Annotated in this window: 16 protein-coding genes; 2 read left to right on the top strand and 14 right to left on the bottom strand. The window is 62.3% G+C overall.

Annotation, left to right across the window (positions count from 1 at the left end; translation table 11 throughout):
* Position 1 precedes the first annotated feature (1 nt).
* The gene (locus IHQ71_RS07000; RefSeq protein WP_258161228.1) at positions 2-313 is read right to left on the bottom strand and encodes a DUF6107 family protein; all 312 of its coding nucleotides are present in this window, start codon (positions 311-313) and stop codon (positions 2-4) included.
* A 335-nt stretch (positions 314-648) separates the two neighbouring features.
* On the opposite strand from IHQ71_RS07000, the gene IHQ71_RS06995 reads away from it, so the two are divergent.
* Positions 649-1,623 carry an isopenicillin N synthase family oxygenase gene (locus tag IHQ71_RS06995; protein ID WP_258161227.1) on the top strand — a complete coding sequence of 325 codons (975 nt, stop codon included), beginning with the start codon at positions 649-651 and terminating at the stop codon, positions 1,621-1,623.
* A 9-nt stretch (positions 1,624-1,632) separates the two neighbouring features.
* Here the strand turns inward: IHQ71_RS06995 and IHQ71_RS06990 are convergent, their stop codons facing one another.
* The 8 genes from IHQ71_RS06990 to IHQ71_RS06955 all read right to left on the bottom strand — a co-directional run bounded on the left by IHQ71_RS06990 (position 1,633) and on the right by IHQ71_RS06955 (position 7,525).
* Positions 1,633-1,989 (bottom strand): ribonuclease E inhibitor RraB, encoded by a 357-nt coding sequence (locus IHQ71_RS06990; RefSeq protein WP_258161226.1) that lies wholly within the window; start codon positions 1,987-1,989, stop codon positions 1,633-1,635.
* Positions 1,990-2,121: 132 nt separating this feature from the next.
* Positions 2,122-3,279 (bottom strand): phage portal protein, encoded by a 1,158-nt coding sequence (locus tag IHQ71_RS06985; RefSeq protein ID WP_258161225.1) that lies wholly within the window; start codon positions 3,277-3,279, stop codon positions 2,122-2,124.
* 86 nt (positions 3,280-3,365) lie between these two features.
* Entirely contained in the window at positions 3,366-3,677 is a 312-nt protein-coding gene (locus IHQ71_RS06980; RefSeq protein ID WP_258161224.1) for a Dabb family protein, read from the bottom strand.
* Between the two features lie 74 nt (positions 3,678-3,751).
* Positions 3,752-4,399 carry a hypothetical protein gene (locus tag IHQ71_RS06975; protein ID WP_258161223.1) on the bottom strand — a complete coding sequence of 216 codons (648 nt, stop codon included), beginning with the start codon at positions 4,397-4,399 and terminating at the stop codon, positions 3,752-3,754.
* A 198-nt stretch (positions 4,400-4,597) separates the two neighbouring features.
* Positions 4,598-5,818 carry a DNA-packaging protein gene (locus tag IHQ71_RS06970; protein ID WP_258161222.1) on the bottom strand — a complete coding sequence of 407 codons (1,221 nt, stop codon included), beginning with the start codon at positions 5,816-5,818 and terminating at the stop codon, positions 4,598-4,600.
* Positions 5,819-6,173: 355 nt separating this feature from the next.
* Complete coding sequence (locus IHQ71_RS06965; RefSeq protein ID WP_258161221.1) at positions 6,174-6,719, bottom strand: hypothetical protein; 546 nt, start codon at positions 6,717-6,719, stop codon at positions 6,174-6,176.
* 147 nt (positions 6,720-6,866) lie between these two features.
* On the bottom strand, positions 6,867-7,280 hold the full coding sequence (locus IHQ71_RS06960) for a type II toxin-antitoxin system VapC family toxin (protein WP_258161220.1): 414 nt from the start codon (positions 7,278-7,280) through the stop codon (positions 6,867-6,869).
* A complete protein-coding gene (locus tag IHQ71_RS06955) occupies positions 7,277-7,525 on the bottom strand; it encodes a plasmid stabilization protein (RefSeq protein WP_258161219.1) in 249 nt (82 codons plus the stop codon). Before IHQ71_RS06955 ends, IHQ71_RS06960 begins: the two co-directional genes overlap by 4 nt.
* Before the next feature lie 118 nt (positions 7,526-7,643).
* Between IHQ71_RS06955 and IHQ71_RS06950 the strand changes: the two genes are divergently transcribed.
* Positions 7,644-7,970, top strand: coding sequence for an MmcQ/YjbR family DNA-binding protein (locus tag IHQ71_RS06950; RefSeq protein ID WP_258161218.1), 327 nt, complete (start codon positions 7,644-7,646; stop codon positions 7,968-7,970).
* On the opposite strand, the gene IHQ71_RS06945 is transcribed toward IHQ71_RS06950, so the two are convergent.
* The 5 genes from IHQ71_RS06945 to IHQ71_RS06925 form a co-directional block, all read right to left on the bottom strand.
* Positions 7,967-8,965 carry a hypothetical protein gene (locus tag IHQ71_RS06945; RefSeq protein WP_258161217.1) on the bottom strand — a complete coding sequence of 333 codons (999 nt, stop codon included), beginning with the start codon at positions 8,963-8,965 and terminating at the stop codon, positions 7,967-7,969. The genes IHQ71_RS06950 and IHQ71_RS06945 overlap by 4 nt on opposite strands.
* Before the next feature lie 96 nt (positions 8,966-9,061).
* A complete protein-coding gene (locus tag IHQ71_RS06940; protein WP_258161216.1) occupies positions 9,062-10,120 on the bottom strand; it encodes a hypothetical protein in 1,059 nt (352 codons plus the stop codon).
* A 96-nt stretch (positions 10,121-10,216) separates the two neighbouring features.
* A complete protein-coding gene (locus IHQ71_RS06935) occupies positions 10,217-11,245 on the bottom strand; it encodes a hypothetical protein (protein ID WP_258161215.1) in 1,029 nt (342 codons plus the stop codon).
* Between the two features lie 110 nt (positions 11,246-11,355).
* Complete coding sequence (locus tag IHQ71_RS06930) at positions 11,356-11,979, bottom strand: class I SAM-dependent methyltransferase (RefSeq protein ID WP_258161214.1); 624 nt, start codon at positions 11,977-11,979, stop codon at positions 11,356-11,358.
* Positions 11,980-12,013: 34 nt separating this feature from the next.
* A complete protein-coding gene (locus IHQ71_RS06925) occupies positions 12,014-12,496 on the bottom strand; it encodes a YcgN family cysteine cluster protein (RefSeq protein WP_308737924.1) in 483 nt (160 codons plus the stop codon).
* Positions 12,497-12,617 lie beyond the last annotated feature (121 nt).

Raw genomic sequence — 12,617 nt, 5'->3', positions numbered from 1 at the left:
CCTACCCCCGCGCCCCACCCCATCTCCCCGCAACCCGCGCCAGCACACCCAGCCCCCACCAGGCCGAGAGGCTCACCGCAGCAGCCCCCGACAGCATGATTTCCGACGGCGACAGAAACGCAACGATCCCCAGCCGCGCCGCCAGAAACACACCCGCCGGCCCGCCGAACACCACACCCGAGATCAGGCCCGCGAGAAACCTGCACGCCGCCTCACGGCTGCCCTTGGGCAGCATGTAGACCAGCGACACGGCCGCTCCGGCCGAGGCACCGATCGCGCGTTCCATCCAGAACGCCCCGGAAAAATCAGCCATTGGTTAACCTCTTTATATTATGATCACCTCAAGTAGGGTGTATCGGACCGCAACCTTGCAACCGCCCGCTTCCGGGCATTTGCGTGGGCGCCGATCACCGAAAACAAAGCCGCCAGAATCGCTTGGCGTCATTTTCTCCGAAGTTGAATCCAGACGCTCTTGAGTTGATTGAGGTCGATCCGACTTTGATTCACTTCGATGTCGCAACCCGCTGATTTTCCCAGCCTCTGTCGCGCCGACTTCCATCGCTATCCGCAGAATTCGATTCCTGATTTCTGGACAAGCCTCTGAAATCCATGCACGATCCGGCTTTCCAGGAATCCGGAGCTTCATCCATGTCATTTCCCGTCTTCGACCTCGCCGCCTTCGAACGTTCCGACGACAATGGAAAGCGGCAGATGGGGCGGGAGGTGGACCTCATCTGCCGCACATCCGGCTTCCTCGCGGTTCAGAACCACGGCGTGCCGGACGATGTGATTTCAGGTGTCTGGACCCATGCCCACGATTTCTTCGATCTCGACCACGAGACCAAGAACCGCTCGAAGGCGCCCTATCCAGGCTACCCCTACGGCTATCTCGGCCCCGGCACCGAGGCGCTTGCCAAGTCCAAGGGCGTCGATACGCCGCCAGATCTCAAGGAAAGCTTCAACGGGGGCCCGCTGGCAGTCCCGCCCGGCCTCACCGACCAGGAGGCCCTGTCCTTCTGCTATGCCGAAACCATCTGGCCGGCGGCGCCGGACGGCTTCCGCCCGGCCTGGGAGGCCTACTATCGCGCCGTCACCGATCTCGCCTCCCGCATCATGAAGGTCTTCGCCGTCGCGCTCGAACTGAAGGAGGACTATTTCCAGTCCTATATCGGACAGCCGATCTCGGCGCTGCGCGCCCTCAACTATCCCGAACTCGCTGCCCCACCACCAGGAGGCCAGCTCCGCGCCGGCGCACATACCGATTACGGCAGCCTCACCATCCTGCTGCCGCAGCCCGGCTCGAAGGGCCTCGAAATCATGACGCCCGAAGGTGCCTGGCGCGAAGTACCGCCGGTCGAGGGCGCCTTCGTCATCAATATCGGCGATCTCATGGCCCGCTGGACCAACGACCGCTGGGTCTCGACGCTCCACCGCGTCGTCAATGTCGCTCCCGAAGACGGCGGCCTCGACCGCCGCCAGTCGCTCGCCTTCTTCCATCAGCCCGACTGGTTCGCCAATATCGAGACGCTGCCTTCATGTCTGGCACCGGGCGAGGTGTCGAAATACGAGCCGGTGCTGTCGGGGCCGTACCTGATGGGCAAGTTCAAGAAGACAGTGATGTAAGCGGGAACATTACTTGCGAACGACCTCGGTTTCCCAACCATCGTAGTCGCCGTTCAATCGTCCTGCATACTCGCTCAGAAGCGCTGTTTCACCGTCGATCTTGACGGGAATCTGGATCTTGGAAGAGATCACGGCCCATGCGTTCCTGCCTTCGGCTTCGTTATGCTCGTCGTCGATGTCGTAGCCGCGCGAGACCAGAAATTCGCGAAAACTGATCTGTGCAGCGGCATCAGGAAAATAGGCGAAATGTTGCACGGTCCGTGGCGATCTGCAGTCATCGCTATTCTCGCGCAACACTGACCGAACCCGTTCGTTCTTTAGAAATTCATCGACATTGTCGTCAGCCTTGGCCGGTAGGGCATCCATAAACCGAGATATCAAGCCGCGCAAAAAACTCATGAAGCAAAGTCATCCAACATCATCGAGATGACGACTATCATCGTGACATCGCCGATACAACCTTCACCATAGGCTCTCAGTACTGATCTCAGAGGTCAATCAGTACCCCACAGCCTCCCGCTTCTCCTCATCCGTCAAAAAACCCGCAGCCCCAACCCGTGCCCAGAGCGCATCCCGCTCCAGCGCCAGCCCCGGCACCTGATCGAGGTCGTGCCCCAGCGCCAGCCTTTCCTCGCAGATCGCGCTCAGCCAGCCCGACAGCGATGCCGCAGTCCGCGTCAGCAGTGGCAGCACTGTCAGCCGCCAGAAGGCCCGGTTGGCCTCGGCATAATTGGCATAGGTGTTGTCGCCCGGTAGCCCCAGCAGCATCGGCGGCACGCCGAGCGCCAGCGCGATATCGCGCGAGGCCCCATTCTTCGCCTCGATGAAATCCATGTCGCGGGGCGAAAGCCCCATCGCCTTCCAGTCCAACCCGCCTTCGAGCAGCATCGGTCGGCCGGCGCGGGCCGGGCCCGAATAGCCCTCCGCGAGTTCCGCCTTCAGCCGCTCATACTGGTCGGGCGAAAGATTGCCGCCCTCCTTGGGCTGGTAGACCAGCGCGCCGGATGGCCGGGCCGAATTGTCGATCAGCGCTTTGTTCCACTGGCTCGCCGTGTTGGAGAGATCGAGTGCGGCGCCCGCAGCCCCCAGCGGCGGAAAGCCCTGGTGGTCGTCGAGCGGATGGAACAGCTTCAGCTGCAGTACCGATCCCGGCCCCACGGCCGGATAACGCCGCAACCGGCTGCCGGCGCGATATTCATACGCCTCCGGCCAGCCATCGGCGCCTTCCAGCACCCGCATCCGGTCCGGCCTGAGCAGGTGTACTTCGGCCAGCCTCGTGCCCGCCATGACAGGCAGCAGAAAGGCGTTGCCTGATATCAGCATCTGCCCATAAAGCGCCTCGAAGAATTCGCCGCCGCCCTGGCGCCCGTTCGGTTGCACCAGCAGATCGAGCACATCGTGCTCGGTGGCCTCCGCGCCGTCGCGATAGAGCAGCCACGGCACTGATGCCGCAGCTTCCGAAACCAGCCGGATCGCCCGGTGCGCGACCGGGTTCCGCATGAAACCCTCGCGTGCCAGTCCGGCATAACTCCGCTCGTGGCCGCCGGAGGTGATGCCGCCAGCGATGCCGAACATCTGCGACAGCGCCTTGAGTTCAGGCACGGCGGGGGAAGCGCCGGAGCGCCTGGCGCCCCACGTGAGGAATGGAATTTTCATGGTTTTGCCTCGGTTATGAGTGCCGGCACGCGGCCTATGTTAGATCGAGCCGAATTGGAGGGCGCCCGGGCGTCGATCCCGCTGGTCTAAACCAGAGGCCTCTTCACTGCCGCGCCGCTATCGTAATCGGCCGCTATCCGGATCTCCCTGAGCGGCCGCACGATCTCGATCGAGCGCTGGTAATTATCGTGCGCCTTGTAGGCCGCGAGCGCGTCGGCATCGGCAAATTCGCCGTAGACCACCAGGTCCACCTCGCCGCCCAGCTGGTCGGTCTTTACGTTCTCGCCGATTTCTAAAACCCCTGCATGGGGAATCTCGGTCAGCAGCGACAGCCCCTTGCGGATCGTGTCGAGGTCGTTTTTGTCACGTGCGGAGAAGAAGACGATATGGCGGATCATGGTCGGTCCCGGTGAAGCATTCTCGCTTCGCCGCTACCATGCCCGCCAATCGCATTCAACGCGGCATGATGCCGTCACCCCGTCGTATAGCTGATGCACCGGTAGAAGGCCCGGCCGTACTTGCCGACCTGATCTTCGAGATTGCCCGGAAGGATAATCTCGCGGGCATTCTTCCAGTCTTCCTTGGTCGGACTGAAATAGTTCGATAGCTCCTTGCCGGTGAACAGGCCGTCGATCATGCCTTCGAACATGATTTGAACGGTCTTGACGTCGTTCATCGCATCATCGGGTGCGTCGGCGACACCGAATTTGGCATAGTTCGACTTGCCTGTGATCTGTACCAGTCCCCGGCCACGATATTTCCAGCCATCGCCGCTTGCCTCGTCGCCATTTCCCAGCTTGTTGGAATAGACCCGGTTGGCGATCCGCTCGCGGTGGCCGGCATAGCTCGCCGCCTGGGCCGCCGTGAAGCGGCTGGGAAACACGACCCGCAGCCGCGCAGCGGAATAGTTGAGGTTCTCTTCGACGGGCGCCATGGCGCGGCCGGTCTCGTGATAGGCAGTCGCCAGCATGTAAGCGAGCCAGCGGTCGTCCTTATCGAAATGGTTCGCATCCCATTCATCGAGAATGGCCTCCATCCCGTTGACCTGACCCTGCTTGAGAGCTCCGGAAAAAAGATTGTCGCGGACCTCCTCGAAAAAGAATTCGCGGTTCATCGGCATGTTACGTCCTCCCAGACATGCCGGAGCACACGGCGCGCGTAAGCCGCGCCGGATTTCCCCAGGCGTTGATTGATATGAATTCCGATCGCACCGCCCGCCGGCCAATCGACAGGATAAAAACTACTATAAAGTGTAACTATTAGCAATACACAACCAATTTCAACCAACGGACGCTAATGGGCCTTTATGCGTTGCGGTTCAAATCCCCCGCACCCTCGGCTCGCCCTGCCCGCCCAGCACCAGGCTGGTCAGTGCCCAGACCAGCGCATCGAGCCTGTCGGGCGAGGTGCCGCCGGACAATCCATCCGGCCCGAAGTCGCACATCTGGTCCTCGAGCGCCGCGAAATCCCCGGCATGGGCCACGCGGCCCTGTTCGTAGAGTGCTGCCACCGGCTCGGCGCGCAGATATTTGCCGCGCCGGGCATGGACGGTGGTCACCGGCAGCGTCTCGTCGACCGAGCGCAAGATCGCGCCGACCATGTCGCCGCCCTGGTTGACCTCGGCCACCACCCGGTCAGCCTGGTATTTTCTGAACGCCCGCACGACCGCATTGCCCCAGGCAGAGGGCGAAGCATTGGCAACCGAGAGATCGGCCAGCACCACCGCCCGGCCCGTCGCTTCCAGCCCCGCGACGACGATGCCGCAGCAGGAATCCCTGGCCCGTTCCGCCGCCGGCGGATCGACCGCCACGACGATCCGGCCGAGCGGCCCATGCGTCCGGATGCGCAACCGTTCCAGCATGTCACGGCTCCACAGCGCGTCTTCGCGGTCCTCGATCAGTTCGCCGCCGAGTTCCTGCCGGCCAAGCCGCGTGCCGCCATAGCGCTTCTCCATCGTCTCGACGAAGCCGGCGGCCAGGTTGGCGCGATTGCCTTCAGTCGAAAGCCGCGTCACCACCGTGCCGGCGTCCTTGATCAGCGTCCGCACCAGCGGAATAGCGCGCGGCGTGGTGGTCACCACCTGCCGAGGCATGTCGCCGAGCCTGAGCCCGAATTGCAGCATGTCCCAGGTTTCCTGCGCATGCTTCCATTTCGCCAGTTCGTCGCACCAGGCGAGATCGAACTGCGGACCACGCAGGCTGTCGGGATCCTCCGAGGAAAACAACTGCGCCACCGAACCGTTCGGCCAGACCAATCTCCGCCGCGTGATCTCGAATTGCGGCCGCCCGAACCTGGCGATCCGCCAGATGCCCGAGACACCGTCGATCATCACCTCGCGGGCATCGGCCAGCGTCTCGGCCACCAGCGCGATCCGGAGCGGCGCCTTGGCTCCACTCGCCATGGCATGCACCCATTCGGCCCCGGCCCGGGTCTTGCCCGAACCGCGCCCGCCCATGAGGAGCCAGGTGCGCCAGTCGCCGGCGGGTGGCTTTTGTTCGTCTCGTGCCCCAAGGCGCCATTCGCTGCCGAGATGCCGCACATGTCTCTCGGCATCGGAACGGGCGAAGCGGCTCAGCAGACGTCTAATCTCCCCCCTTGAGGGGGAGATGTCGCAAAGCGACAGAGGGGGGTCATCCACACTCTCGACCTGCACGGACCTTGCACCCTCTTCTCCCCAATGGGGAAAAGAGAGAGATTGCTGCACCGTGTCGGTCTTATCCTCGCTGTCCTGCGAGGGATCGTTGCATTCAGCGGTAGCGCGCTCAGCAGGACTGGCTCTGCGCATTATGCCGGCAGGATCGGGAACCGTTTTCATCATGTCCCCAGCATAAGCCTCGGCAGTCGTCTGCGCCCGCTTCATATGTGCTTTGGCTACACAAGCCTCAGCCAGCTTCCTACTGCGCGCACTTCTCGGGACCGTCGCCACTCCCGGGCGGACCGGTTCCTGCATCGGCGGCTTCGGTCCCACCGCCCACCTGCATTCTGGCACGCTCATCGACACGTTCGTTGATCTTGCGATCAATATCGGCAAGCAGCTGCTGGTATGCATCGTCATCGAAGCTCTCTTCCTCGGCCCGCATCCGGTCCTCGGCCAGCGTCCGCTGCAGCCCATCGACCTTCTCGATCGTCCGCACGATCAGCGACAACGCGTCGCTCGCCGATTTCACATCCGCCTTGGCAAGCTTGATCTCACCCTCGTCGGTGCCATCAAGCCGCCCCTGCGCATCAACGCGGATTTTCTTGAACACGTCGAACTGCGCCTTCAGCTCGCCCTGCATCTCGTTGAGCAGGCTCTGCAGCGCCTCGGCGGGCGAAGGCTCGGACTTGGTCTCGAGCAAAAGCCCGTCCACCGCCTCCACAATGTCGGCCCGATAGACCGCGCCGCGCCCCACCGGCCACGCGCCAGCCAGCGCCGGATCGAAATCATCCGCGTCAAACATGGAAAACATTCCTAATTCTGAAGATTGCTCCGACCGCCTGTACGGCACCGCCTGTGGCGCTCCGTCATCCGCAATTATCGGATCATGTCATAACCCTACCAAACGACCGTGACGCAGTCAAGGATTATTTTCCTAAAATCAGGATTTTCAATTATCCCAAGGCGAGATCAATTCCAGCCCCGTCGTTTCGAAATCACGCACGTTTCGTGTTGCAAGCTTGCCGCGATTAACGAGCGCAATCGCAGCGATCATCCCATCCTGCACCGACATCCGACGCCCTTGCCGTTCGGCGACCGACATGATCTCACCGTAAGCGACCGCCGCGTCTTCGGTCAGGCCGAATATGCGATTGGCGAAACGTTGGCGCCACCCCAGAAGCCTTTGTTCGAGCCGGTCGGCGCGCTGTTCGGGGCGGATTCTCTGAATACCGAAGGCGATTTCGGCAATCACGACGGTGGAAAGCGCGAGCTCCGCGTCGTGCCGCGTCAACCACGACAAGACTTTCGCTTCAGGCGTCCTCGTCATCGTTTCCGAAATGACGTTCGTATCGACGAAGATCACAGATCCAATCCGCCGTGGGGCTTGCGATTCTCGCGAATCAAGCGCTCAAGATCGTTGTCAATACCACTCGGATCGGCCATCCTCTGATAGAATGCGGCTGCCGGTTCGCGCCCGGCCTCGCGAACCTCGTAAGCTTCCAGCGCGCGCTCGACAATCTCGGCGACGGTCCTGTTCTCCCGCCGTGCAAGGCGGTGCGCAAGGTCGCGCGCCCTGGAACTTCTGACTGACAGTTGTGGTTCGGCCATGACAATCTCCTTACCGGAAATATAGCGCAATGGCGACTTGCCATCAAGATGGCAGCCTTGAAAGCTTGCGCCCCAGCAGCGGCCATGGTCAACTTGTGACCATGGAGAAGGCATCCCCATGACCCACGACGACATCACCACAATCGCCCTCACGCTCCCCGGCGTCACCGAATCCGCCCATTTCGGCAAACGCGATTTCCGGGCGCCGAAAATCTTCATGAGCCTGCCGACAGAGACCACGGCAAACCTCAATCTCAAGCCCGACCAGCAATTGATGCTGCAGGGCCTCTACCCGCTGGAATTCTCGGCCCTGCCCAACAAATGGGGCTCGCGCGGCTGGACCATGTTGCATCTCGACAGATGCAACAAAACGACCGCCGAGATGGCGGTCGAAATGGCTTGGCGCAATGTCGCGCCGAAGAAGCTGTTGGCGCAGAAGCCTTAGTCGAGCAGCGCCGACAAATCTTCCTCGCCGGCATAGCCGCGCACGATCCGGGCGACCATATCGCGCACCGCGGCAGGCAAGGTCTCGCCAGCGCCGGCAGCCGGAATTTCGCGTTCGTCGAGCACCGCCGAAAGCCGCATCGCATTGGCCTTGGGTCCGAGGAATTCCGCGAGCTTACGGGCTGCAAGGTGCCTATCGCCGAGGAAGTCAGCCTCGTAGGAGAGAAACAGCGGCTTGACCAGGCCTTCGCGCTCGGCCCGCTTCCACGAGAGGTGGAACTCGGCGATCCAGGCGGCGAAGCGTCCGGCGACCAGCATCAGCCGGTCCTCGCGGCCGAGGCTGGCAAAGCCCGCCGGCATCATCGCGGCCACAGCGCTGCCGTCGGTCAATGCAGCCACTTCGATCTCCGCGATCGTGTCGAAGATGTTGCGGGTGACGACCACCGGGCGGATGTTGTAGAGCGCCAGCATGCGCGCCGCGTAGGGCGTGCAGCGGGCGGCATGGCGGGCCACGTAGCCCGCGCCCATCATCAGGCCTTCGCGGATCAGCGCGAATTCATCGGGCTCCTGGTCGAGCGTCGAGGCGCCGAGCAGCACCGGCTCGGCGGCACCGGCGACGATGTTGGCGGTCAGCAGGCCAAGCGCGATCGACAGCGCGCCGTCGAGGAAATCGGGCGCCGCGCCGGGGGCAGCGGTCACAAGCACGTTGAGGCGGTCGTTGCGGGCCGCGGTGAGCTTGGCGCGCATCACCATTTCGGCGAAATAGCCGCGGTCGAGCGCCAGCAAATCCAGGCTCTCGCGCGGAATGTTGGGCAGGAAGAAGGGGTTGGCCCAGGTCATGCCGGCGGAATATTCGAGGCCCTGCTGCGGCGGCTGCCGGTAGAGAAAATCATGGCACATCGCATCGAGGGCCGCCACATCGGAAACCGACGATATCGCGTGCAGGAAAGAACCGAATTCCTGTGCCTGATCGTCTTTTCTCGCCAGATTGTCCATGCCGTCTCATCCCTTTCAATGAACCAATATCCCGAATTCTATGGCCCGAGCCTTTCCCCAGACTGGCGCTTGGCCGATGCCCGGAATCGGCAGGCGTCAATCGCCGATCAGCGGCGAAATATCTTCCTCGTCGCGATAGTAGCCTGCGGTCTTGAGGATGATCTCCCGCACCGATTCCGGCATCTCACGACCGCGGCCGGCGACCCCCTTGTTGAAGCGCCGCGCATCGGCGTCACGCTTATCCTCGAAGGCGTCGGCAAGCTTCACTGGGTCGGCGAATTCGGTGCCGAGATGGCGGCTCACCCGCGCGGCCAGCACCGCCTTGTCGCCGAGGAAATCCTGCTCATAGGAAATCCAGAGCGGCTTGATCAGCCCGGCCCGTTCGCATTTCTTCCAGCTTACGAAGAACTGGATGAACCATGCGGCGTTGCGCTGCGCGAGGATCGTCAGCCGGTCCTCGACGTCGAGGCGTGCGTAATTCGCCGGAAGGCCGTCGCCGAAATACTTCTGGGCGTCCAGCGCTTCGCCAGTTCTGTTGGTCATGACCATGTCGTCGAGTGAGACGATCGTGTCGAACAGGTTGCGGTGCGTGACGATCGGACGGATATTATAGATACCCATCATCTGGGCGAAGTAGGGCGTGCAGCGCATGTGATGCTGGGCGACATAGCCGAGGCCATTCAGGCCAGACCGTATCAGCGCGAGCTCGTCGGCTTCCTGCTCACGCAGGTTGGCGCCAAGGGTCGTGCCCGCAAATGCCGTGGGCGTGGCTGTGAAAAGGCTGACCGACGGCAGGCCGAGCGCCTTTCTGAGCGCATTCTCGATGAAAGTCGAGGCCGATTTCGGCGCGCAGGCGACCAGTACGTTAAGCTGCCTTGCCCGGCTCGCGGTCAACTTGGCGCGCATGACGAATTCGGCGAACTGATCAAGATTGAGCTTGAGCTTTTGCGCCGCCTCAACAGGAATATCGGCGAGGAAAAACGGATTCGACCAAGTCAGCACGGAGGCGATTTCAAGCCTGCGCTGCGGCGGAAAACGACCGAGAAATCCATTGCCCAGCGACTTCAGTTCGGCAGCATCGCTCACAAGCGCGAACTCTCCCAGGAACGGAACGATCTCTTCGTCGAGCGCGTCTTTCCTAGCCAGATTGTTCATGGATGAGCCTATCATAATGGACGGTGCGGCCAGATTAGTGCCCAAGCCTTTCCCGGGACTGGCGCGACGGGCTTGCGTCGTTACAGCCCACCGCTCTCACCCAAGAATTTGGCGCCAGTCCGCCAGGTCGCTATAGGCTTCGAACGTATCGACAACTCGCTTGCGCGCCGCGCCCTGGATCACGCTTCCGCGCCCGGCAACGCCCTTGTTGAAATGCGTTCCGGCGTCGCCTTTTCCGTGCTCGAAGGCCATCGACAGTCGCTCGGCCACATCCGCACCATAGCCGAGCCACGTGCTGAGGCGTGTCGCCAGTTCCGCCTTGTCGCCGATCAGCTCATTTTCGTAGGAAATCCAGAATGGCTTGATCAGGCCAGCCCGTTCCAGCAGCGCCCATGACACGTGGTAATGGACATACGTCATCAGCGAACGGTCGAGCAGATGATTCATCCGCTCTTCGAATTCCATCTTCGACCAGTATCGCGGCAGGCTGAGTTCGGTATAAGCCGATACATTGCTGCCATCGACTTCACCGAGATTCTTGAGGCAGAAATCGTCCAGCGAGATCAGGCAATCGAAGATATTGCGCTTCATCAGCACGAATTTGAGGTTGTAGAGTTCCGCCTGCCGCGCCAGGAACGGCGTGCACACCATGTGGTGATGCGCCACGAAGCCATTGGGGGTCAGGCAGGCGTTAAGCAGCGCCAGCTCATCGATTTCGTGCGGCCGCGCGGCAGCGCCCAGAACGGCATAATCGTAGGGCCTGGCGAGCAGCATCAGAAGGCTCATCTTCGGCAGCTGCAAGGCATGGCCCAGCGCGGCCGAAATGAAGGTCGAGCCGGATTTCATCGGCGCGGATACGATCACGCGCTCCGAGTTCGTCTGCGCTGCCGAGGCGCGCGCCTGGGCGAGGAAATATTGCAGCTGAAGCGTATTGAGCTGCATCTGCCCCGGCGCCTTGGCGCTTGGCACGAAGAACGGGCTCGCGAGACTCCCGAGAGCCACCGTGCGGCGCTGTGCGGTCACATCCTTCATTGCCAGCGCGTCGTCGGCCATGCTGCGGACGGCGGCAAGATTCGGCGCCGTGATCAGCGTATCGATGAATGCATCCGGGTTTTGCTGCGTCATGGGAGGCTCCTGTTTGGGCAGGAACGCTATGCGGCAGCGCTTGTCCGAGGCTGGTTGGCCCGACCAGCACATCATCGACCGACTGCCCGCAATTGCCGGCGAAGCGCCCGTTAGCCGTCGCGCCGGAAGGTCGAGAACTGGAACTTCTGGATACTGCCCCACGGCGTGGCGTGTTGGTGGCGCCGGTGATCGATCAGCGCAAACCCCGGGCCAAGCAGCCCGCCAAGCGAGGCCGCGTCGTGCCGGGCCACAGGCAGGCCGCTGCATTTCTCGGGTCCATCGGGTGCAAAGGTTCCGATGATCGCATGGCCGCCCATCCGGAGCCCGCGTGTCAGCCGTTCGATATACGCGGCCTGATCCTCCGGCTCGGTGAGGAAGTGGAAGGCCGCCCGGTCGTGCCAGATGTCATAGGCAGCCTCGCTCGGCTCCCACGCCGTCGCATCGGCGGCGATCCACTCGACGGCGTCGCCCTTCTTGCCCAGCCGTGCCCGCGCCGCGGCAAGGGCCGCCTCCGAGAGATCGAGAACGGCGAGATCGGTGAAACCCTTGTCCAGCAGGCTATCGACCAGCCTCGACGCCCCGCCGCCGACATCGATGACCGCATTTTCGGGCCTCGCATCCGCGAGTGCCAGCAGTTCAAGCGATATCGCCGGCGTCTCCTGGAACCAGCTGACATCGGCCTCGCCCTTGGTCGAGTAGACATTTTCCCAATGCGTGTGGCGTTCGCTGCTCATCCTGTCCTTCCCGGTAGCGTGTCGTACGGCCCGTTCAAGCCTTCTGCTTCGCCCGCGCACTCTCCGGCACCTCGCCCGGCCAGGCCACTTCGTGATCCTCGTAGTCGTCCCAATCCACATCGGTCTCATCCACCGTCCGGTCGCGCACCGAGATGCCGGCGGCATGTACCGTGTCAGGATCGCCGGAGAGCAGCGGGTGCCACCAGTAGAGGTCGCGGCCTTCCTTCACCAGCCGGTAGCCGCAGGTCGGCGGCAGCCAGGTCAGCGTCTCGACCTCCTCGACGGTCAGCCGGATACAATCGGGCACGAAGTCCTTGCGGTTGGGATAGTTGGTGCAGCGACAGCTGTCGCCGTCGAGCAGCTTGCAGCGGATGTCGGTCCAGACGATCTCGCCTGTATCCTCGTATTCGAGCTTGTTGAGACAGCAACGGCCGCAGCCGTCGCACAGGCTCTCCCATTCCGCGTCACTCATCTCGCGAAGCGTCTTTTGTTTCCAGAATGGAACAGGTTCAATCATATCGCGAATTCGTGTCCTGCGTGAAACGTCTTCTTCTTGCTGTTTGGGCGAAAATCGGCAAACATCTGGCAAGGCCGCAGCGTTTATACCCAAGCGCCGACTTTGGCCAGTATTACCTGGG

Origin of the sequence: Rhizobium sp. TH2 (assembly GCF_024707525.1) — a bacterium.
Lineage (GTDB): Bacteria > Pseudomonadota > Alphaproteobacteria > Rhizobiales > Rhizobiaceae > Rhizobium_E.
The sequence above is the reverse complement of the archived record's forward strand: the minus strand, read 5'-3'. Positions and strand labels throughout refer to the sequence as shown.